The organism is Streptomyces sp. MRC013 (genome assembly GCF_023614235.1).
In the GTDB taxonomy this organism is placed as follows: Bacteria; Actinomycetota; Actinomycetes; order Streptomycetales; family Streptomycetaceae; genus Streptomyces.
The window spans coordinates 3,226,293-3,247,761 of the sequence record NZ_CP094264.1 but is presented as its reverse complement, the minus strand read 5'-3'; the positions used below and the strand labels follow the sequence as shown (position 1 = coordinate 3,247,761).

Here is a 21,469-nt window from a genome sequence, read left to right as displayed (position 1 = left end):
AGCGACGGTATCCGGCCGTCCGATGATGGCGGCAGCTGCGAACTCCTTGCAAGAGCGGCGACGGCGCGGAAAGCCACCCCGGGCCACCCCACCGGGGATGGACGCGTCGCGGAGGGGTACCCGGGTCCGACAGGCGACGGCGAGTGGGAGGAGTCCGCGATGTGCCCCGCCGACACACACCCCGAGGAGGCCGGGCCGGCCGGGGGCCCTCCGCACCGCTCGTGCGGGTGCGGGCGCGCGCCATCGTCGTGTCCGACGGGCCGCTGTCGCGGCCCGTGCCGGTGGCGCTGCGCTACGGGCCGGACGTCGAGCCGGGATGCGTGCGGTTCGTGCTGCCCGTCGGGAGCTGGACCTTCCCGCGCGCGGTCCTGGAGAAGGGGCTGCGGGCCCCCGCGCACGGCGGGGACGTGGAGGTGTGGCCGTGCGGGAGGGTGCAGACGGTGGTCGAGTTCCACTCCCCGCACGGCACGGCCGTCGTCATGCAGTTCGACTCCTCGGCGCTGCACGCCTTCCTGCGGCGCACGTACGCCGCCGCCGAGCCGGTCGTGCGCTGACCGGACCGGCCGCTGGGCCGACCGGGCCGGTGACGGCGCGCGCCCGGCTCGGCGGCGGGGCGGGGACGCGGGATACGGCGGGGCGGGGCCGCCCGGACCGCGCGCCGACGCCGCACGGGCGGCGGCGCGGGGGCCCGGGGACGGCCCCGCCCCGAAGGCGGCGTCAGGTCCGCACGAGGCGCTGCTCCCGGTCGGCGTCCGGGTCGCCGGGTCCGGCGGAACCGCCGGTGAGCTCCTTGCGCAGGCGCTCGCCCTCGACGTCGACGTCGGGCAGGACGCGGTCCAGCCAGCGCGGCAGCCACCACGCCCGGTGGCCGAGCAGGGCCAGGACGGCCGGGACGATCGCCATGCGCACCACGAAGGCGTCGAACAGGACGGCCGCGGCGAGACCGAAGCCGATCATCTTCACCATCTGCTCGCTGGACCCGATGAAGCCCGCGAAGACGGCGATCATGATGACGGCGGCGGCGGTGACGACGCGGGCACCGTGGCGGAAGCCGGTGACGACGGCCTCGCCGGGCCGCTCGCCGTGGACGTACGCCTCGCGCATCCGGGTGACGAGGAAGACCTCGTAGTCCATGGCGAGGCCGAAGACGACGCCCACCATGAAGATCGGCATCATGCTCATGATCGGGCCGGTCTGCTCGACGCCGAAGACCGAACCGAGCCAGCCCCACTGGAAGACGGCGACGACCGCACCGAGGGCGGCGACCACCGACAGCAGGAAGCCGAGGGCGGCCTTGAGCGGCACGAGCACGGACCGGAAGACGACCGTCAGCAGCAGGAAAGCGAGGCCGACGACGAGCGCCAGGTAGGGCGGCAGGGCGTCGTTCATCTTCTGCGAGAAGTCGATGTTCATCGCGGTCTGGCCGGTGACGAGGACGTCGTCACCGGTCGTGTCGCGGATGTCGCGGACGAGGTCCTCGGTGGCCGTGGACGACGGGCGGTCCTTCGGCACGACGGTGAGCATGGCCGTGTCGCCGGCCTTGTTCGGGGTGGGCGGGGTGACGGCGGCGACGCCGTCGAGGCCCCTGATCGCGTCGGCGGTCCGGGCGGCGGCCTTCCCGTCGCCGTCCACGACGACCATCAGCGGGCCGTTGAAACCGGGGCCGAAGCCCTCGGACAGCAGGTCGTACGCGCGGCGCTGGGTGGTGGAGGTCGGCTGGGCGCCGTCGTCGGGCAGGCCCGTCTCCAGGGAGGCGGCCGGGACGGCGAGCGCGCCGAGGCCGACGACGCCGACGAGCAGGACGGCCACGGGGCGGCGCAGGACGAAGCGGGCCCAGCGGGTTCCGGCGCCGGCGGGCGACCCCTCGCCGGGGGCGTCCGGGACGGCGGTCGCGGCCCCGCCGCCGACGAGCGCCTCGCGGGCCTTCCGGCCGAGGATGCGCCTACCCGCGTAACCGAGCAGCGCCGGTATGAGGGTGAGGGCGATCAGTACGGCGATGGCGACCGTGCCGGCGGCGGCGACGCCCATCTTCGTCAGCATCGGGATGTCGACGACGGCGAGGCCGACCAGGGCGATGACGACGGTCAGGCCCGCGAAGACGACCGCCGAGCCGGCCGTGCCGACCGCGCGGCCGGCGGCCTCCTCCGGGTCGTGGCCCTCGGCCAGTTCGGCGCGGTGGCGGGAGACGATGAACAGGGCGTAGTCGATGCCGACGGCGAGGCCGATCATCGTGGCGAGGATGCCCGTGGTGGAGCCGAGGTCCAGGGCGCTCGCGAGGGCGGTGATCGACGAGGCGCCGATGCCCACGCCGATGAGCGCGGTGAGCAGCGGCAGGCCGGCCGCGACGAGCGAGCCGAAGGTGACGACGAGGACGATGCCGGCGACGACCACGCCGACGACCTCGCCCGTTCCGGTCTCGGGCATCGCCTGGAGGGCGTCGCCGCCGATCTCGACGGTCAGACCGCCCTCGCGCGCCTCGGTGCCGGCCTCCGTCAGCGCCTCGCGCGTGGCGTCGGTCAGCTCCATGCCGTTGGCCTCGTACGCGACGTGGACGTACGCGGTGGTGCCGTCGCGCGAGACGGCCCGCGAGGTGTACGGGTCGGTGACGCTGACGACCTGGTCCGAACCGGTGCGGAGGTCCGCGACGGCCTTGTCGACGCGGGCCTTGTTCGCCGGGTCGGTCATCTTCCGCCCGTCGGGCGCCTTGAAGACGACCCGGGCGGTGGCGCCGTCGGCACCGCCTCCGGGGAATCGTTTCTCCAGCAGGTCGAAGGCCCGCTGGGCCTCCGTGCCGGGCATCGAGAAGGAACCGGAGGTGGGTGCCGGCGCGGACGCGGCGCCCGCCCCGGCGAGCGCCAGCAGCGCGACCCACAGGAGGGTCACGAGGTGGCGGCGCCGGAAGGCGAACCGGCCGAGTCTGTAGAGGAACGTGGCCACTGGGGCGTACTCCCGAGGTGAGTGGGACGGGACAGGACGTTGGGGAGCCGGCCCGACAGCGTGAGCGGTACGTGTCAGGTGGTGCGGCCCCGGGCGGCGGCGCGGTCCCGGCCGGGGAGTGCCGGGGGCCGTCGGCCCGGAGCGGTCCGCCCCCGCCGGGGCGGACGGGTCAGGGGGCGCCGAGTGCGGGGAGCACGACGGCGTCCACGTAGGTGGCGAGGTACGCCTGGTCGACCGGCCGTTCCTCGATGAGGGAGCGGGAGACGAAGACGGCGATCATCAGGTGCGGGACCAGGTCGAGCGCCGGGTTGCCGGCGGAGACCTCGCCCCGTTCCACCGCGCGGCGCAGGATCCGGTCGAGCCCGGTCACCTCGGGTTCGACCAGCAGCTCGCGCAGCGCCCGGTGGAGTTCGGGGTTCCCGCCGACGGCGTGGGCGAGGCCCCGCACCATCGCGGAGTCCTTCGCCAGACGGCAGTCGTCGGAGCGCCCGACCATCTCGTGGAGGTCGCCCCGGAGCGACCCGGTGTCGATCTCCGCGAGCTCCACGGGCCTGTGGTGCCGCAGCGACTGGGCGACCAGCTGCGGCTTGCTCCCCCACTGGCGGTAGAGGGTGGCCTTGCTGGAGCGCGTGCGGGCGGCGATGGCGTCCATGGTGAGCCCGTCGTAGCCGACCTCGCCGAGGAGGTCGATGACGGTCTCGTACAGCTCCGACTCGCGTTCCGGGGTGAGTCTGCTGCGGGCCACGGGCGCATCCATCCGAACGAAACGGTTTCGTACACCTCAAGCCTAGGACAGCCCGTCGGCCGGACCGGACCGTTCCGCACGTGGGCTGCGTCACGGACGCGTGACCGTACGCCGGTCGAGTTGCCACCCCCCGGCCGCGCGGAAAGCATGGGGGGGGTGAGCAGCGACGGCGCGTACCTCCGGTATCCCCACGTCCACGACGACCTGCTGTGCTTCGCGGCCGAGGACGACCTCTGGATCGCCCCGCTCGTCCCCGGGGGCGGGTCCCCCGGCCGCGCCTGGCGGCTCACCGTCGACCGGACGAGGGTCGGGCACCCCCGCTTCTCGCCGGACGGCCGGCACATCGCGTACACGAGTTGGCGCAGTCTCGACCCGGAGGTCCACCTCCTGCCGGTCGACGGCGGCCCGGCGCGCCGCCTGTCCTACTGGGGGTCGCTGGACACCCGCGTCTGCGGCTGGGACCCCGACGGCAACATCCTGGCGGTCGCGTCGCACGGCCAGCCGTTCTCCCACTTCTCCTGGGCGTACAAGGTCTCCGTCGACGGCAGCCCCGGCCGGCGCCTCCCGTGGGGGCCGTGCGCCGACATCCAGGTCGCCGACGTCGACGGGGAGCACCGCACGCTGCTGCTGACCGGGAAGCCGCCGCACGAGCCGGCCGCCTGGAAGCGGTACCGGGGCGGGGCGACCGGGAGGCTGTGGCTCCACGGCGAACGGCTGCTGCCCGACCTCGGCGGCCACCTGGACTGCGCGATGTTCGTGGGCGGCCGGATCGCGTTCCTCTCCGACCACGAGGGCGTCGGCAACCTCTACTCGTGCCTGCCCGACGGCTCCGACCTGCGGCGCCACACCGACCACGACGCCTTCTACGCCCGGCACGCCTCCTCCGACGGACACCGCGTGGTCTACCAGTGCGCCGGCGACCTGTGGATGGTGGACGACCTGGCCCCCGACGCGCGGCCCCGGAAGCTGGCGGTACGGCTCGGCGGGCCGCGCGCCGGGCGGCGCCCGTACCAGGTGCCGGCCGCCCAGCACCTCCAGGCGGTGGCCGTCGACGAGACCGGCCGGGCCAGCGCCGTCTGCGTGCGCGGCAGCCTGTACTGGCTCACGCACCGCGACGGGCCGGCCCGGTCGCTCGCCGACACGCCGGGGGTGCGGGTGCGGCTGCCGGAGATGCTGGACGGCGGGCGCGTCGCGTACGTGACGGACGCGGAGGGCGAGGACGCCGTCGAGATCGCCTACCTGCCGCGCGCCAGCGGCCAGCGCCCGCCCCGCCGCCTCGCCGCCGGCCGGCTGGGCCGCGTACTGGAGATGGTCTCCGACCCGGACGGGGAGCGGCTCGCCATCGCGTCGCACGACGGGCGGCTGCTGCTGCTGGACGTGTCGGAGGAGGCCGTGGACGAGGCGGACGGCGCCGGGCCCCCGCCGCCGCGGAGCCGGCTGAGGCGGCTGACGGGACCGGCGGAGGCGGACGCGGCGCAGGCGGACGCGGCCGGCACGAAGGACCCGGCCGAGGCGGACGCGCAGGGCCCGGCCGGAGCGGGAGCCGCGAAGGCTCCGGCCGACGCGGACGGTACGGAGGACCCGGCCGAGGCGGACGCGACCGGTACGGAGGACCCGGCGGAGGCGGGGGGCCCGGTACCCGTCCCGGACGGCGAGGGCCCGGTCACGGAGCTGGTCCGCTCGGACAACGGCCCCGTGCGCGACCTGGCGTTCTCACCGGACGGGGCGTGGCTGACCTGGTCGCACCCGTTCATCGGCCGGTCGCTGCGGCAGATCAAGATGGCCCGCATCAAGGACCGGACGGTCGTCGACGTCACCAACGGCCGCTTCGAGGACGAGAGCCCGGTGTTCACCCGGGACGGCCGCTACCTGGCGTTCCTGTCGTGGCGCGGCTTCGACCCCGTGTACGACGTGCACACCGGGGACCTGTCGTTCCCGCTGGGCTGCCGCCCCTACCTCGTACCGCTGGCGTCCACGACGCCCTCGCCGTTCGCGCTCTCCCCGGAGGGGCGCCCGGCGGCGGGGGGACTGGACCCGGACGAGGACGGGCCGACGGGCGACGGGACCGTGCTGGTCGAGGTGGAGGGCCTGGAGAGCCGGGTGACGCCGTTCCCGGTGGCGGCGTCGAAGTACTCGTCGCTGCGCCCGGTGAGCGGCGGCGGGCTGGTGTGGCTGCGGTGGCCGATCTCGGGCGCGCTGGGCGAGACGTTCGTCAACCCGTCCGACCCCTCGGAGCGGCCCACGCTGGAGCACTTCAACCTCACCAAGGCGCGCAGGTCGGAGCTGGTCGCCCACCTGGACTGGTTCGCGGTGAGCGGTGACGGGACGCGGCTGGTCGTGGTCGACGAGGGCGAGCTGCGGGCCGTCCCGGCGACCGAGACGGGCGACCTGGACACGACGGTGTACGTGGACGCGCGGCGCATCCAGCACGAGGTGGACCCGGGCGCCGAGTGGCGGCAGGCGTACGACGAGGCGGGCCGCATCACGCGCGCCCACTTCTGGGAGCCCGGCATGGCGGGCATCGACTGGGACGGGGTGCTGGACCAGTACCGGCCGCTGGTCGAACGGGTGGCGTCGCCGGACGAGTTCGCCGACCTGCTGCGGGAGACCCTCGGCGAGCTGGGCACGTCGCACGCGTACGTCACGCCCGCGCGGCGCAACGAGGGCCCGCCGCACTACCAGCGGGCGGTGGGGCTGCTCGGCGCCAACCTCGTCTGCCGGGACGGCAGGTGGGTGGTCGGGCGCATCCTGGCGGGCGACTCCTCCGACTCCCGGGCGCGGTCCCCGCTGGCCGGCACGGGCATCCGGGAGGGTGCGGTCCTCACGCACGTGGACGGGCGGCCGGTGGACCCGGTGACCGGGCCGTACCCGCTGCTCGCGGCGGCGGGCGGGACCACGGTGGAGCTGACCTTCGGCCCGGCGGACGGGGAGGCGGGCCGGCCGCGGCGGGTGGCGGTGGTGCCGCTGATCGACGAGCGGCCGCTGCGGTACCAGGACTGGGTGGCCAAGCGCCGCGAGGTCGTACGGGAGCTGAGCGACGGGCGGTGCGGCTACCTGCACATCCCGGACATGGGCGGCTCGGGGTGGGCGCAGTTCAACCGGGACCTGCGGCTGGAGGTGTCGCGGCCGGCGCTCATCGTGGACGTGCGCGGCAACGCGGGCGGGCACATCAGCGAACTGGTCGTCGAGAAGCTGACCCGCCGCATCCTGGGCTGGGACCTCACGCGCAACGCCCAGCCCGTGTCGTACGCGTCGAACTCGCCGCGCGGCCCGGTCGTCGCGCTCGCGGACGAGGCCACGTCGTCGGACGGCGACATGATCACGGCGGTGTTCAAGCTGCAGGGCCTCGGCCCGGTCGTCGGGCAGCGCACCTGGGGCGGCGTGGTCGGCATGACGGGCCGCCACCGGCTGGGCGACGGGACGGTGATCACGGTGCCGATGAACGCGGCGTGGTTCGAGGCGTACGGGTGGGGCGTGGAGAACCACGGCGTGGAGCCGGACATCGAGATCGAGCGCACCCCCCTGGACTGGGCGGAGGGCCGCCACCGCCAGCTCGCGGACGCGGTGGAACTGGCGCTGGAGCTGCTGAGGAAGAACCCCCCGTCCAGTCCCCCGGACTACTCGGCCGCCCCGGACCTCTCCCGCCCGCCCCTGCCGCCGAGGCCGTGACCACGCGACGGCACACACCGGCCGGACCGGTCGCCCCGTCGGGCCGACGCCCACCCCGCGGCACCCGGGCCCACTCGTCCGGGCACCCCGCCGCGCCCGCGACCCGGGGCCCGCGCTGCGCCGCGCCACGGGGCCCCCGAGCCGCTTCGCGTCGCGCGGCGCGTACCGCGGGCAGCGGCCGCGGCAGCCGCGGGCCCGGTCGACGAGACCGCCGCGGCCCGTGCGGCACGCCTCCGTCAGGGGTGACCGGCGGGCCGGCACTTCGGGCAGCGGCAGGGCGGCCAGACGGAGGAGTGCGGCGGGGCGAGCTTCTCGCGGCTGCGGACGACCGTGCGCTCCCCCCAGGTGCGCCCGCCGTCCCGCGACACCCGCAGGGTCAGCACCGGCCGCCCCTCCCCGTCCGGCACCGGCCGCCCACCGCCCTCGCGCCCGCCGTCCGGCACCGGCCGCCCGCCGCCCCACCGGCTCACCGGTGCCCGTCCCGGTGCCGGCGCAGCAGGACGTCGCAGTCGGAGACGGCCGACAGGTCCCCCCGCTCCCGGGCCCGCCCCCGTGAGGCGGCCAGTTCGGCGCAGTCGGCGCATCCCTCGACGGGGACGGGAGGCGGGGAGGGCCACAGGGGCGGTCCGGCCGGGGGCGTACTGAAAGGTGTGGGTTTGCTGTTCACGCCCACCGACGCTAGGCACACCGCTGACCGGGGGCAATGGCAGTTCCTTCGGTGATCGGCGGGTTGTGCCACGCAGTGTCACACGGGGAGCCCCACCGTGTCGGCGAGGGAGCGCATCGACTCGGTCAGGGTCCGCCGCCCGGCGACGATGCGCCCCAGGATGTCGCGGGCGTACCGCTGGTTCGGCAGCCACTGGGGGGCGGCGCCGCGGACGGCCGCCAGCGTCTCGACGGCCGGTCCGTACTGCCGGGTCATCGTGTACGCGTTGGCCACGTCGAGCAGATGGCGGTTGCGGTTGTCGGAGGTGGGGCGCATGCCTCCCGCGGGAATCCTGGCCGCCAGCTCCAGCACCACGTCCGGGCGGTCCATGACCATGGCGTTCTCCGCCCGCTTGAGGGCCACGGTGACAGGCCCGAACGCCCGGAGGAAGTCCCCGTCCGGAGCGAACTCCCCGCCCAGCGCGACAGCGGCCGCGTGGGACAGCCGCAGCGCGTCCTCGGCCTCCCCGGACCTGTTGTCCCGCACGGCGGCGGCCGACAGGCGCAGCAGCAACCAGCCCCAGGCGCTCAGTTCGTCCGGCGTCGCCCGTGACAGGCGGGGTTCCGTCTCGTCGGCCCACCGGACGGCGAGCGCCCGTGCCTCGCCGAGCCTGCCCTGCCGCAGCAGGAGCCAGCACATCGTGTTGACGGTCGACGCGCCCTGCAGCCGGTCCGCCGAGCCCTCCAGTGCGGCCCCGAGCGACCACTCGGCGGCTTCGAACTGGCGGGTCTGCGTGAGGAGCCAGCCGGTGAGCTGCAGGAGGCGTACGCGCAGGGCGCGCCCCTCCGGGTCGAGCCCGGCCAGGACGTCGGCGTCGCGCAGCAGGGCGGGCAGGACCGCGCGCAGTTCCGCGAACCGGCCGCCCGAGAACAGGGGCACGGCGGCGCCGAGCGCGGCGCGCACCCCCTGCACGGTGGGGGGTTCGTCCAGTTCGGCCGCATCGCCGACCGGAGCGGTGAGCGCCTCCCTGACGGGCGCCCAGGCGTCGAGGACGGCGGCGCCCGCGCCCTCCTCGGCCGCGTCCGCCACGAGGCGCGAGGTGGGCACCCGGAGGGTGGCCGCGAGCCTGCGCACGGTCTCCAGACGCGCGTCGTACCGCTCGCCCTGCTCCAGTTTCCGGATCAGCGACACGGAGACGCCGGACTCGCGTGCGAGCCCCTGCCGTGTCATTCCCCGACGCTTCCGCACGTCCCTGAGCCGGTCACCCAAGTTGGCAGGCATGAGGCCGAGAGTACGCGCGCGACGCCCCTCCCGGCACGGCGCCGTCCGACGCACCGCACCTGCACGGCGGACCGGTGATTCGCTGCGCGAGCAGCCTGGTCGGCTGCCCGGCAGAGGTGTGTGGCGTCGCGCGGGTCGAACGAGGCACGGAACTTGCGTTCTTGCCGGGGTGTCACCGTTCCGGCGCCGGTGGACCGAACCCGCGGGTGCCGCTCAGGACCCGCGTGCGGCGGCCCGGTACTCGCCGGGGGTCATGCCGGTCGCGGCCCGGAAGGCCCGGGTGAAGTCCGAGGGCCGGGTGAAGCCCCAGCGGGCGCCGATCGCCGCGACCGGCGCGGCGTGGAGCGAGGGGTCCGCGAGGTCCCTCCGGCAGCGGGAGATCCTCGCCTGCCGGATGAACCCGTTCACCGTGGTGCCGTTGCGCTGGAAGACGCGGTGGAGGTAGCGGGTCGAGACGAAGTGGGCCGCGGCGATGGCGGCGGGCTTGAGGTCGGGGTCGCCCGGGCGCAGCGTGATGAACCTCGTGGCCTCCTGGAACAGCGCCTGCTGGCGGGTTTCGGGAGGCAGGAGCGCGGATCGCTCCGCGTGCTGGGCGATCACCGCCGCCGCGAGGTCGACGGCCGTGTGGCCGAGTCTGACGCGGTCGCCGGGGCCGATCCGGTCGTGGGCGTCGATCAGTCCGGTCAGCGTCCGGCGGAACACGAGGCCCGTGCCCCGGGCACCGTCCAGGGTGGTGCCGCACAGCGGGGCGACCACCTTGTCGGGCAGGGGCATCAGGGACCTGGGGAACTGCAACAGCAGGCAGTGCGAGGTGCTTCCGGCCGGTCCGGCGGTGGCGGTGAAGGGGCGTGAGCTGTCGTACAGCACGATGTCGCCCGCGCCGACAGCGGTCCGGTGCCCCGCGTATTCCATGCCCTGCTGCCCCACGGTCGCCAACGCGACCTGGTAGAACTCGGGATCGGACCGTCGGATGAGCCGGGGCGTGCGCTGCGAGACCAGCGAGGTGTAGGACACGTCGGAGAGCTGGGCGGGTCCCAGCGTCACGGTGTGGAGACGCGCGCCGAAGTTCTCCGGGTCGGGGAACTTGTGGCTGGTGGTCAACAGGGCCCGGGCGGTGGCCTCCTCCCAGGCGGCCGTCCTGTCGGCGGGCGGCAAGTCGTCGGTGTCCAGGACTGTCGTCAACACGGTTCTTCTCCCCCTGCGCCGGCGCCGCGGGGCCGGCACGAAGCTCGGTCTCCCACCAGCTTCCGGCCGGGAAGGTGCCGCCGGAAGTGCGCCGTACGCCAATCGGAGTGCGCTGTTCGCTCATGACGGAACGGCTTTCGGACGGCAGCCTGGGACTGCACGCGAGGCGCCGTGCCGGGGAACCACCTGCGTGACCGGTGCGGTGTGGTGGCACGGCGCGTCCACCGCGTGCACCGACCGACCATGACTCAGGAGGCATGATGCGACACACCCGGCTGGCCGCCGCGCTGGTCTCGAGCGCGGTCATGATGACGGGGATGACCGCCGCCGCCCAGGCGGCGCCGGCAGCGGAGGACGCTACGCGCGCCGGGGCGGTGGCGGCCGCGGTTCCGGACCCGGGGGTCACCAAGAAGAGCGGCAGCTGGTGCACGTACACCAAGTGGGGCGGCACCTTCTACTGCAACAGCCAGCTGAAGCACAAGCTGCCCAACGGGCACTTCCAGGTGTTCGTCATCGGTACGAACAAGCAGGCCTACAGCCGCTGGTCCTCGCCCAAGGGCGGCGTCAGCAAGTGGACGTCGCTGGGGGGCACGTGCATCAAGCCGGGCCAGGGGTCGATCGGGATGGCGTGGGTCGGCAAGAACAAGTGGAACTTCGCCATCACGTGCATCGGCTCCAACAGCAAGCGCTACTACAAGGAGCGCGAGGCGAACGGCAAGTGGAGCGGCTGGCGCCTCAACAAGTACTGATCGGCCAGGCGTGACGGGGCCCGGAACCACCGGGCCCCGGCCGTCCCGGCCGTAGACCGCCCCGCCCCGACCCGGCAGGACCGGGGCGGGGCGGTCGGGTGGAGGGCGGGGGTCCGCGGCCGGGCGGTCGGCCCGGTCCGCCGGAGGGCGGGCCGGGCGGGTGCGGCGAACGCGGCCGGGGCGGGGCGGCCGACGGGACGGGGCCGCCGCACGCGCGCGGCGGTCGCACGCCGGGCGCCTCTCCGGCGCCACGGGCGTGCGCGGCCGCACGCGCGCGTGCCCCGGGCGGCGCGGGCCGCCCGGGGCACGGCGGAAGGGGGGCGGCGGTGTCAGACCTCGTACTCGTCGTCCATCACGCCCTGCCCGTCGCGCATCGTCTCGTCCTGGTCGCGGTCCATCGGGCGGCCGCGTCCGGACTGGTCCTGCTGCCTGCCCTTGCGCTGCTGCATGCGCTGCCGCGCCTCGTCCTTCATGCCCCGGGCGTGCTGCCCGCCCTGCTGCCGCATGTGCTCGGCCTTGTCCTCGAACTGGTCAGAGATGCCCATACCGGGTTTCACTCCTACACGGGGTGGGGGGAACGCGGAGCCGTGAGCGGCCCCGCGCCGACCAGACTGGCACGAGCGGACATCCCACGCATTTCGGTCAGTCACGCTCCGCACGCGCCCGCTCGTCGGCGGCACCGCCCGCACCCACCAGCCCCTTGGACGCGTTCGCCGGACGGGACCCGAAGCGCCGCATCTCCCGCCGGCCCGCGGCCGCGACGACCCCCGGCAGCCAGCCCCGCACAGGCTGCACGCCGCGCAGCCACCCCTGGGCGTACACGTGCGCGGAGCGCCGCTCGACGCCGGCGACGATCCGGTCGACGGCCGGGCCCAGCGGGTACGTGCGGTTCGCCGGCCACGGCAGCCTGCGCCTCAACTCCCGCATCGTGTCGTCCTGGTCGGCGCCGCGCACCATGTCGGTGTCGGTCCACGACAGGTAGCAGACGCCGACCCGGACGCCCCGGTGGGCGACCTCGGCGCGCAGGCAGTGCGCGAACGCCTCCACCCCCGACTTGGAGGCGCAGTACGCCGTCATCATGGGCGTCGGCGTGATGGCGGCGAGCGACGCGATCTGGAGGAGGTACCCGCGGCTCTCCAGGAGCGCGGGCAGGAAGGCCCGCGCGGTGACGGCGCCTCCGACGAGGTTGACCTCGATCACGCGCCGCCAGGTGTCCGGGTCGGAGTCCTCGAACGGACCGCCCGTCGCCACACCGGCGTTGGCGACGACGACGTCCACCCTGCCGAAGCGCTCCTTCACCTCGACCGCGACCCGCGTCATCGTCTCGTGGTCGGTGACGTCCGCGTGCCACCAGCCGCCGCCGGCGGGCAGTTGCTCCGACACCCGCTTCAGCTCGTCCGGTTCGAGACCCACCAGGGCGATCCGCGCCCCGCGCGCGGAGAGTCTGCGGGCCAGCAGCGCGCCGATGCCGCGCGCGCCGCCGGTGACGACGACGACCCGTCCTTGGAGGCTGTTGTTCATACGGCTTCCTCTTTTCTCTCGTCACCGCGGCCGGCGCCGCCGTCCAGGTACGTCGCGGCCAGTTCGCGCAGTCGCGCCGTGACGGCCTCGGGCGCCTCGACGGGCGTCATGTGGCCGATGCCGGGCAGGACTTCCAGCCCGAGGCACCGAGGCAGCGCGGCGGCCAGCGCGCGGGCGTGGACCGGCGGGGTGAGCCGGTCGGCGGCGCCGACGACGATCGCCGTGGGCGCGTCCAGCTCCCGCACGCCGGTCCGCAGGTCGAGTCCGCTCAGCACCTGCGACCAGGCGACGCGCACGGCGCGCGGGCAGGCGTGCACGATGCGGGCGCACTCCGCGACCCGGTCCGGCGCCGTGCCGGGGCCCATCGTGACGTACTTCAGGAGCGCCTTCGACACCGCCGTGACCGGCCCGAGCGGGGCGCGGGCGCCGAGGATCGCACCGGTGATCCGGGTGCGCAGGGCCCCGGCGCGCAGCGGCAGGGCGAGGCACTCGGGGACCAGCCGGGACGCGCCCGTGCTGCACAGCAGGACGGCGGCGGCGTGCTCCCGCAGGGCGGGGCGCCCGGCGGCGGCCATCAGCGTCATGCCGCCCATGGAGTGCCCGGCCAGCACGGCCTTCTCGCCCGGGGCGAGCGTGGCGGCGAGGACCGCCTCCAGATCGTCGGCGAGGGCCCGCGTCGAGTAGCCGGAGGGGTCCGCGGGGGGCGGGGTGGCGCCGTGGCCGCGCTGGTCGTAGACGACGACGCGGTGGTCGGCGGCGAGTTCCCGCACCTGGGCGGTCCAGAAGCCGGCGGAGCAGGTCCAGCCGTGGACCAGGACGACGGCGGGCGCGCCCTCAGGACCGTGCACCTCGACGTGCAGGCGGTGGCCGTCGGCGGAGACGACGGCCGGGGCGCGGGGGGCGCTCGCGCGCGGGCCGGGGGTCACGGCGCGACCTCCCCGCGGCCGCCGCGGGCCTTCCCGGCGGGGGCGGCGGCCCTCCCGGGCGCCCGCACCACCTCGTACTCGGCGAGGTCCACGGCGCGCGTCTCCCGCCGGAACTCCGCCGTGGTGCCCGGCCACAGCGTCGTGTTGCGGCCGTCGGCGTCCAGGTACCAGCTGTCGCAGCCGCCGGACTTCCACACCGTGCGCTCCATCCGCGCCTGGACGCGCCGGTTCCACGCGGCGACGGCGGACGGCCGGGGGGCGAGGGCCCGCCCCTCGCCGAGGAGGTCCAGCCGGCGCAGGAAGTCCGCCATGTAGTTCAGCTGGGACTCGATCATGAGGATCATCGAGGAGTTCCCGAGCCCGGTGTTGGGGCCGATGATCGTGATCCAGTTGGGGAACCCGGCGGCGGTCGCGCCGCGCAGCGCCCTCCATGCCGTCCCTCCACGCCTCGGCGAGCGTGACGCCCCCGGCGCCGACGACGCGGTCGGCGATGGGCATGTCGGTGACGTGGAAGCCCGTGCCGAAGACGATCGCGTCGACCTCGGCCTCGGAGCCGTCCGCGCCGACGGCGGTCCGGCCGCGCACCTCGGCCAGCCCGGCGGCGACGACGTCGACGTTCGGGCGGGCGAGGGCCGGATAGTAGTCGTTGGAGAGCAGGATGCGCTTGCAGCCGATCCGGTACGACGGGGTCAGCTTGGCGCGCAGGGCGGGGTCCTTGACCGCGCGGCGCATGTGGGACCTGGCGAGCGCCTCGACCGGGCCCAGTGCCCCGGGCCGCTTGGTGAACGCGCCGACCTGGAGCTCACGGACGCCCCACAGCACGCCCCGGCGGACCCTGGCGGTGAACGGCAGCCGGCGGTGGAGCCGGCGCTCGGCGCCGGTGACGGCGCGGTCGGCGCGCGGCATGACCCACGGCGGGGTGCGCTGGAAGAGGGTGAGGCGGCCGACCCGCGGCTGCACGGCGGGGACGATCTGGATGGCGGAGGCGCCGGTGCCGACCACCGCGACGCGCTTGCCGGCCAGGTCGTAGTCGTGGTTCCAGCGGGCGGAGTGGAAGACCTCGCCGCCCGCCTCGCGGAAGTCGTCGAGGCCCGGGACGTCCGGGATCCTGGGCTCGGACAGCGGCCCGGTCGCGGAGACGACCACGTCGGCGGTGAGGGCGCCCCGGGAGGTCTCGACCTCCCAGCGCAGCGCGTCGGCGTCCCAGCGCGCCGCCAGCACCTCGTGCCCCAGGCGCAGGTGCGGGCGGAGCCCGAAGTCGTCGGTGACGCGCTCCAGGTAGGCGCGGATGTGCGGCTGCCCGGAGAAGGTGCGGGGCCAGTCGGGATTGGGCGCGAACGAGAACGAGTACAGGTGCGACGGGACGTCGCAGGCGCAGCCGGGGTAGCTGTTGTCGCGCCAGGTGCCGCCGACCGCACCGGCCCGCTCCAGGACGACGAAGTCGGTGATCCCCTCGCGGCGCAGCCGGACGGCGGCGCCGAGGCCGCCGAAGCCGGATCCGATCACCGCCACTCGTACGTGGTCGCGCACGTGGTCGCTCATGCCGCCTCCCGGTATCCTGCCAGCAACCACTGGCACTGTCGGGAGGGTAGAGCAGCTCCCTACCCGGCGGTAGAGGGTGTGCGGGGAAAGCCTCCGGCGGTACGGCCTAGGCTTGCCGGTGTGGCGAACGAGGGCGAGGGCCGTGAGTACCGCGTGGAGGAGCTGGCCGAGGCGGCCGGCATCACCCCCCGGACGCTCCGCTTCTACCGCGAGCGCGGGCTGATACCGCCTCCGCGCCGCGAGGGCCGCATCGCCTGGTACGGCCCCCGCCACCTGGCCCGGCTGCGCACCATCGCGGCGCTGCTGGAGCGCGGCCACACCCTCAGCGGCATCGCGGACCTGGCCGCCGCCTTCGAGAGCGGCCGGGACGTGGGCGAGGTGCTGGGCCTCGGCGAGTCCGCGGAGGAGGAGCCGGTGCGGCTCACCCCGGAGCAACTGGCCGACCACTTCGGCGACCAGGTCACCGCCGGGAACCTCACCGCCGCTCTGGACCTGGGCTACCTGGCGGCGGACGGCGAGGAGATCGTCCACGTCAGCCGGCGCCTGCTGGACGTGTCGTCGGCGCTGGTGCGCAACGGCGTCCCGCTGGCGGCGGTGCTCGCCGCCGCCCGGGAGGTACGGGTCCACGCGGACGCGCTGGCGGGGCTGTTCACGGACCTGCTGCACGCCCACGCGCGCGACGGGGACCCGAACCGGCTGCGCCCGCTCGCCAGGAGCGCGGTGGACGCGGAGCTGTCGATGGCGCTGGACCGCCGCCTGCGCGGCACCGGCGGCACCGGCGGGGGCGACGCGGCCGGTACGACCGGCACCGGCGACGCGGCCGGCGTCGACGGCACGGGCGGTACGGCCCGGGACGTCTGAGCGGCCACCGCCGCAGGACCGGGGCGGCCCGCCCCGCGTCGGACCGTACGGCCCCTTGCGCAGCGCCCGCCCCCGCGCCGCCCGCTGCCCCGGGGCGCGGCGGACCTCCTTCGCACGGTCGGAGGGCTTGAGTCCACGACCCGCCGTGCGGCTCGGCCCCCGCTCGCGGACGGCGACCGCGCGAACCCCACCGCCCCCGCCGGGACGCGGGACCACGTCCCCCGCGAAGGCGGAGCGGGGATGAACGTCTACCACTGGAGATCGCGCCCCTCTGGTGCCGGTCGTGCGGAAACGGCGCTTCCCCGCGAGCGGGACCACCCGCGCGCACCGGAGTGGTAACGCTCCGCCACCAGTACGATACTTCAGACGGCGGGCCCCGGACAGGGACGTCGCCCCCGCCCCTCCCCGCGGGGCCGCCCGGCCCCGCACCCGGAACCCGCCCGGCACCCGGCCACCACGCGCGGCGCCGCGGAACCCGCCCGGTCGCGGCAGGGGACCCGGCCGCGGGGGCCGCCGGGGCTCCGGCCGGTTCCTCCCGGGTGACCGCCCGCCGGCCCGACTCCGCGCTCCCCCGGCCTCAGGCGACCGCGCCGCTTCCGCCCGCCGGCCCCCGCCCGCACGCGGGCCGCCGCCTCCCGCCCCTCGGGCGCCCCCGGCGCCGCACCACCCGGGCGCCCGGGGCCTACGGGCCGTAGACCACCGTCACCGGAGCGTGGTCCGACCAGCGGGCCGCGTGGGTCTCGGCCCGCTCCACCCGGGCCTTCAGCGCGCGGGCCGCCAGCCCCGGGGTGGCCAGGTGGTAGTCGATGCGCCACCCCGAGTCGTTGTCGAAGGCGCGGCCCCGGTAGGACCACCAGGAGTACGGGCCTTCCCGGTCCGGGTGGAGGGCGCGGACCACGTCGACGTATCCCGCCTCGTCGAGGACCCGGCCGAACCAGGCCCGCTCCTCCGGCAGGAAACCGCTGCTGCGGCGGTTGGCCCGCCAGTTCTTGAGGTCGGCCTCCCGGTGGGCGATGTTCCAGTCGCCGCAGACGAGGACCTCGCGGCCGTCCGCCGCCGCGCGCTCCCCCAGCTCCTTCAGGTACGGCAGGAAGGTGTCCATGAAGCGGACCTTCTCCTCCTGGCGCTCCGTGCCGACCTCGCCGGACGGCAGGTAGAGGCTGGCGACCGTGAGACCCGGCAGGTCGGCCTCCAGGTAGCGGCCCGACGCGTCGAACTCGCTCACCCCGAAGCCGACCCGCACCGCGTCCGGCTCGCGCCGGGTGTAGAGGGACACGCCCGCGCGCCCCTTGGCGGCGGCCGGGGCGTGTACCGCGTACCAGCCGTCGGGCGCCCCGACCTCCCCGGGGAGCTGCGACTCCTCGGCCCGCACCTCCTGGAGGCACAGGACGTCGGCGGCCGTCCCGGCCAGCCACTCCGCGAACCCCTTCCTGGCGGCGGCGCGCAGGCCGTTGACATTGACGGTCGTCACAGTGAGCATCCCGGCACAATACGACAGACCGAAGCGCGGCCCGCCGCCCCATTCCGCATAGAAGTACGATGCTCCGCATGATCATACAGCCCATGCCGTTCGACCACCCCGACGCCGTCAAGCTCAACGACGAGGTACAGCTCGAGTACGCCGAGCGGTACGGCGGCGAGGGGGACGGGACCCCTCTGGATCCGGCCATGTTCCGGCCGCCGCGCGGCCTCTACCTGATGGCGTACGACGAGCGCGGGCGTCCGGTCGCGACGGGCGGCTGGCGGTCGATGGACGAGGACGGCGAGGGGTACGCGGACGGCGACGCCGAGTTGAAGCGGATGTACGTGGTCCGCGAGGTGCGCGGCCGGGGCCTGGCCCGGCGGGTCCTGGCCCGCCTGGAGGAGGACGCCCGTGCGGCGGGGCGGCGGCGGATGGTCCTGGAGACGGGGACCAGGCAGCCGGAGGCCATCGCGCTGTACCTGTCCAGCGGCTACGAGCCGTGCGGGAAGTTCGGCCTGTACCGCCATCACGAGGACAGCCGCTGTTTCGCCAAACCGCTGACGGGTCAGTAAACAACCAGTGACGCGGTCCTGACGGTCCTGTCGGGACCGCGGTGCTCCGCGCCACGCAGTCCGATCCGGTACCGCGATCCGCACCCCATCCCTTCGTCATCCCGCCCCCTCTGCCCGGGGGCCGTCAGCGACCGCCCGGGCACGGCGGAAGGAGACCCGTGTGAGACGCCACCACCCGCCCGCCGCCGCCCTGTTCACCGCGGCGGCCCTCCTCACCGGCGCCCTGGCCGCCGCCCCGGCGGCGGCCGCCCCCGCTCCCGAAGGCGACGCGGCGGCCGCCTCCCGTGTCGTACCGGCCGCCGAGCAGCGGCGCGCGGCCGGGTTCTGGACCGCCGAGCGGATGCGCGGCGCCGTCCCGCTCGACCCGCGCCCCGCCCTCGCCCAGTGGGGCGGGGCCACCGCGCCCGCGCCGGGCGGCGAGACGACGACCGTCGCCCCGACGGCCGCGCCCGCCGGCGCCGCGGGGCCCCTGGCGTTCCCGCAGGGCGGGGGCGCCTGGACCGGCGGCGGCGCGGTCGTGAAGACGTCCGGACGGGTGTTCTTCACCTTCCAGGGCCGCGCCGCGTCCTGCTCCGCCAACGCGGTGACCAGCCAGAACCAGTCCACCGTCATGACGGCGGGGCACTGCGTGAAGTACCAGGGCACCTGGCACACCGACTGGGTCTTCGTCCCCGCGTACGCCGACGGGCGGGCGCCCTACGGCCGGTGGACCGCGACCAGGACGCTCACCACCCCGCGGTGGGAGGCGAGCGAGGACGTCAACCACGACGTCGGCGCCGCCGTCGTCGCCCCGCTCGACGGCCGGAGGCTGACGGACGTCACCGGTGCGCAGGGCATCCGGTTCAACGGCGGCTACAACAAGCCGATGTACGCCTTCGGCTTCCCGGCCGCCTCCCCGTACGACGGCTCCGAACTGGTCTACTGCAGCGGCAACTCCTCCAAGGACGTCCTGTTCTCGCAGGACCACGCCCTCGGCTGCGACATGACCGGCGGGTCCAGCGGCGGCCCCTGGTTCACCGGCTTCGACGAGGCCACCGGGACCGGGCTGCAGGTCTCGGTGAACAGCTTCGGGTACACGTTCCTGCCCAACCGCATGTTCGGGCCGTACTTCGGCAACGAGGCGCAGGCGCTGTACGACACGGCGCAGACCTCCTGACGCCCCGTCCGCCCGCGGCCCGCTCCGGCCGGTACCGCCCGCGGCCCGCTCCCCGCCGGGGGGCGGGCCGCTCCCGTGCCGGTACGGCCGGCGGGCGGCGGGCGCCGTACGCGGGTGCGGGACGGGCCCGCCGCGCGCGTCCGGCGGGCGCCCCGGCCGGGGTCACGCCACGGCCGGTACGGCGTCACACCCGGGCCGGGACCGCGGCCGGTACGGGGTCGCCGAGGGCGTGCCGCAGGAGCCGTACGCGCTCGGCGGCGTCGGGGGTGGCGAGGAGGGCGGCGAGGACGGCGACGCGGGCCTGCCCGGCGCGCAGCGTCCCGGTGGGGACGGCGCCCGCGGCGACGAGGTCGACGGCGCCGCCGTGGGTGTAGATCTGGGAGACGGGTCCGGCCGGCACCCGGGTGGTGAGGGCGACGAGGACCCCCCGTGCGGTGGCCTCGGCGACGGCGGAGGCGACCTCGGGCGTGGCGTTGCCGGCGCCGGTGGCGACGAGGACGAGGCCCTGCGCGCCGGCCTCGACGGCCGCCCTCAGCAGCAGCGGGTCGCCGTCGGTGTGGTGCATCACCATGTCGACGCGCGGCGGCGTGCCGGGCCGGGCGGGCAGGGGGAGCGGGGCGGGCCGCTCCGGGTGTCGCAGTACGGACACCTTGCCGAAGCCGATCTTGCCGAGGTGGGCACCGGACGGGTCCGCGAAGGCGTCGGCGTCGAGGGTGTGCGTCTTGACCGTGCCGCGCGCGGCGTGGACCTTGCCGTCGAAGGCGATCAGGACGCCCAGCCCGCGGCAGCGCGCGGCGGTGAGCAGCGCGTCGTGGAGGTTGCGCGGCCCGTCCCCGTCCTCGGTGCCGAGGGGGGACTGGGCCCCGGTGAAGACGACCGGACGCGGGTCGCCGTGGTGGAGGTCGACGAGGAACGCCGACTCCTCCAGGGTGTCGGTGCCGTGGGTGACGACGACGCCCTCGACGCCGGGGTCGGCCAGGACCCCGTGCACCGTGTGGAGCAGGGTGAGCTGGTGGGCGGTGGTGAGGCGGGGGCTGTTGACGCTGAACAGGTCGACGACCTCGACGGTGACGCCCTCCGGTACGGCGGCCGTCGCCACGACCTCCCGCCCGTGCGCCTCGGCTGCGAACCCGGAACCCTGCCAGCGGCTCGCTATCGTCCCGCCGGTGCTGACCACGACGATCCGTCCCACGCTGCCCCGACCTTTCCTCACGTACAGCGGCAAAGTGTTCGAAAGAGCAATGATAGGAGAGTCCGGACGCAACAGGATCGCTTGTTTACCCGCGGCAACCCTGTTCTGTGGCGGATGATTGCGCCGTGGACGCGATCGACCGCGCTATCTTGCGCGAGCTTCAGAAGGACGGCCGGCTGAGCAACCAGGAACTGGCCGCACGGGTCGGCCTGACTCCGTCCCCCTGCATGCGCCGGGTGCGGCAACTGGAGCAGGAGGGCGTGATCCGGGGGTATCGGGCGGTGATCGCCCCGGAGGCGGTGAACCGGGGCTTCGAGGTGCTGGTCTCCATCGAGGTGGAGCGGGACCGCGAGGCGGTGGAGGCGTTCGAGGCGGCCCTCCAGGACATCCCGGACGTCATCGAGGCGTACCGGCTGTTCGGCAGCCCGGGCTGCCTGCTGCGGATCGCGGTGGCGGACCTGCGCGCGTACGAGCGGCTGTGGATCGAGAAGCTGACCGCCCTGTCGGGGGTCACGGAGGTCAACTCCCAGATCATCATGAAGCGCGTCAAGGGCCCGACGGGCCTGCCGGTCGACCCGTAGGGCCGCGCTTCCACGAAGTGGACCGCCCGCCATCGCGCATTCGAGTTCGGAAGCGTCTCCCCTGCCCGAAGCCGGACAGGGGAGGAGCGAAGCTCCCGCCGGATCGGCCGGGCGTGGTCCCGATGAATTTCCGAAGCGGGTTCCCCGGGGGAAGAGCACCGGTGAACGGAGCGCGCCCGACCCTCCGTCGTACGTCGGCGTGGCGACGAGCGGGGACGACGATCCGGCTCTCGCCGAAACCTCCCGCTCACCGTCCCCGACAGCGTCGTCGACGGGATCGAAGCGGACCGCTCCTCGCTCCTCGCGCACGTCGTCCACGCTGCGGCCACACCTCGGCGGTGGTTCCGTGCGCCCGACGGCGGCGCGGGCGGTGCCACCGATCCGACGGTGGGGTCGGGGGTGGGGCGCCGCAGCGTGTGCCGGCGTCGCCCGAGTCGTGCGGCA

17 protein-coding genes and 2 pseudogenes are annotated in these 21,469 nt (G+C 75.3%); 7 read left to right on the top strand and 12 right to left on the bottom strand.

What is annotated here, in order from left to right:
• Window positions 1-227: 227 nt before the first annotated feature.
• Complete coding sequence (locus tag LUW75_RS14935) at window positions 228-554, top strand: SsgA family sporulation/cell division regulator (protein ID WP_349816420.1); 327 nt, start codon at window positions 228-230, stop codon at window positions 552-554.
• Window positions 555-717: 163 nt separating this feature from the next.
• Here the strand turns inward: LUW75_RS14935 and LUW75_RS14930 are convergent, their stop codons facing one another.
• Entirely contained in the window at window positions 718-2,937 is a 2,220-nt protein-coding gene (locus LUW75_RS14930) for an MMPL family transporter (protein WP_250336056.1), read from the bottom strand.
• A 169-nt stretch (window positions 2,938-3,106) separates the two neighbouring features.
• A complete protein-coding gene (locus LUW75_RS14925; protein WP_462933738.1) occupies window positions 3,107-3,694 on the bottom strand; it encodes a TetR/AcrR family transcriptional regulator in 588 nt (195 codons plus the stop codon).
• A gap of 144 nt (window positions 3,695-3,838) precedes the next feature.
• On the opposite strand from LUW75_RS14925, the gene LUW75_RS14920 reads away from it, so the two are divergent.
• Window positions 3,839-7,351: a S41 family peptidase gene (locus LUW75_RS14920; protein WP_250336054.1), complete on the top strand. Its 3,513-nt coding sequence runs from the start codon at window positions 3,839-3,841 to the stop codon at window positions 7,349-7,351.
• A 236-nt stretch (window positions 7,352-7,587) separates the two neighbouring features.
• On the opposite strand, the gene LUW75_RS14915 is transcribed toward LUW75_RS14920, so the two are convergent.
• The 4 genes from LUW75_RS14915 to LUW75_RS14900 all read right to left on the bottom strand — a co-directional run bounded on the left by LUW75_RS14915 (window position 7,588) and on the right by LUW75_RS14900 (window position 10,463).
• Window positions 7,588-7,821 carry a hypothetical protein gene (locus LUW75_RS14915; protein WP_250336053.1) on the bottom strand — a complete coding sequence of 78 codons (234 nt, stop codon included), beginning with the start codon at window positions 7,819-7,821 and terminating at the stop codon, window positions 7,588-7,590.
• The gene (locus LUW75_RS14910) at window positions 7,818-8,018 is read right to left on the bottom strand and encodes a hypothetical protein (protein ID WP_250336052.1); all 201 of its coding nucleotides are present in this window, start codon (window positions 8,016-8,018) and stop codon (window positions 7,818-7,820) included. Before LUW75_RS14910 ends, LUW75_RS14915 begins: the two co-directional genes overlap by 4 nt.
• A 78-nt stretch (window positions 8,019-8,096) precedes the next feature.
• Window positions 8,097-9,278, bottom strand: a complete 1,182-nt coding sequence (locus LUW75_RS14905; protein ID WP_250336051.1) for a helix-turn-helix transcriptional regulator — start codon at window positions 9,276-9,278, stop codon at window positions 8,097-8,099.
• Between the two features lie 213 nt (window positions 9,279-9,491).
• Window positions 9,492-10,463: an AraC-like ligand-binding domain-containing protein gene (locus LUW75_RS14900; protein WP_250336050.1), complete on the bottom strand. Its 972-nt coding sequence runs from the start codon at window positions 10,461-10,463 to the stop codon at window positions 9,492-9,494.
• A 257-nt stretch (window positions 10,464-10,720) separates the two neighbouring features.
• Here LUW75_RS14900 and LUW75_RS14895 point away from each other — a divergent pair, with 257 nt between their 5' ends.
• Window positions 10,721-11,212 (top strand): PLL family lectin, encoded by a 492-nt coding sequence (locus LUW75_RS14895; protein WP_250336049.1) that lies wholly within the window; start codon window positions 10,721-10,723, stop codon window positions 11,210-11,212.
• A 329-nt stretch (window positions 11,213-11,541) separates the two neighbouring features.
• Here the strand turns inward: LUW75_RS14895 and LUW75_RS14890 are convergent, their stop codons facing one another.
• The 4 genes and pseudogenes from LUW75_RS14890 to LUW75_RS14875 all read right to left on the bottom strand — a co-directional run bounded on the left by LUW75_RS14890 (window position 11,542) and on the right by LUW75_RS14875 (window position 15,201).
• Window positions 11,542-11,757 (bottom strand): hypothetical protein, encoded by a 216-nt coding sequence (locus tag LUW75_RS14890; protein WP_250336048.1) that lies wholly within the window; start codon window positions 11,755-11,757, stop codon window positions 11,542-11,544.
• Between the two features lie 97 nt (window positions 11,758-11,854).
• The gene (locus LUW75_RS14885; protein WP_250336047.1) at window positions 11,855-12,733 is read right to left on the bottom strand and encodes an SDR family oxidoreductase; all 879 of its coding nucleotides are present in this window, start codon (window positions 12,731-12,733) and stop codon (window positions 11,855-11,857) included.
• Window positions 12,730-13,500, bottom strand: a pseudogene (locus tag LUW75_RS14880) (alpha/beta fold hydrolase); the annotation flags it as partial. The pseudogene LUW75_RS14880 and the gene LUW75_RS14885, both read right to left, overlap by 4 nt.
• A 155-nt stretch (window positions 13,501-13,655) precedes the next feature.
• Window positions 13,656-15,201 (bottom strand): annotated as a pseudogene (locus tag LUW75_RS14875) (flavin-containing monooxygenase).
• 153 nt (window positions 15,202-15,354) lie between these two features.
• On the opposite strand from LUW75_RS14875, the gene LUW75_RS14870 reads away from it, so the two are divergent.
• Entirely contained in the window at window positions 15,355-16,062 is a 708-nt protein-coding gene (locus LUW75_RS14870; protein WP_250337678.1) for a MerR family transcriptional regulator, read from the top strand.
• Window positions 16,063-16,744: 682 nt separating this feature from the next.
• Here the strand turns inward: LUW75_RS14870 and LUW75_RS14865 are convergent.
• The gene (locus LUW75_RS14865; RefSeq protein ID WP_250336046.1) at window positions 16,745-17,542 is read right to left on the bottom strand and encodes an exodeoxyribonuclease III; all 798 of its coding nucleotides are present in this window, start codon (window positions 17,540-17,542) and stop codon (window positions 16,745-16,747) included.
• A 68-nt stretch (window positions 17,543-17,610) separates the two neighbouring features.
• Here LUW75_RS14865 and LUW75_RS14860 point away from each other — a divergent pair, with 68 nt between their 5' ends.
• On the top strand, window positions 17,611-18,096 hold the full coding sequence (locus LUW75_RS14860) for a GNAT family N-acetyltransferase (RefSeq protein WP_250336045.1): 486 nt from the start codon (window positions 17,611-17,613) through the stop codon (window positions 18,094-18,096).
• A gap of 160 nt (window positions 18,097-18,256) precedes the next feature.
• On the top strand, window positions 18,257-19,252 hold the full coding sequence (locus LUW75_RS14855; protein ID WP_250336044.1) for a trypsin-like serine peptidase: 996 nt from the start codon (window positions 18,257-18,259) through the stop codon (window positions 19,250-19,252).
• Between the two features lie 184 nt (window positions 19,253-19,436).
• Here LUW75_RS14855 and LUW75_RS14850 read toward each other — a convergent pair whose 3' ends face one another.
• Window positions 19,437-20,444, bottom strand: coding sequence for an asparaginase (locus LUW75_RS14850; RefSeq protein WP_250336043.1), 1,008 nt, complete (start codon window positions 20,442-20,444; stop codon window positions 19,437-19,439).
• A 125-nt stretch (window positions 20,445-20,569) separates the two neighbouring features.
• On the opposite strand from LUW75_RS14850, the gene LUW75_RS14845 reads away from it, so the two are divergent.
• Window positions 20,570-21,025, top strand: coding sequence for an Lrp/AsnC family transcriptional regulator (locus LUW75_RS14845; RefSeq protein ID WP_250336042.1), 456 nt, complete (start codon window positions 20,570-20,572; stop codon window positions 21,023-21,025).
• The last annotated feature ends 444 nt before the right edge of the window (window positions 21,026-21,469 follow it).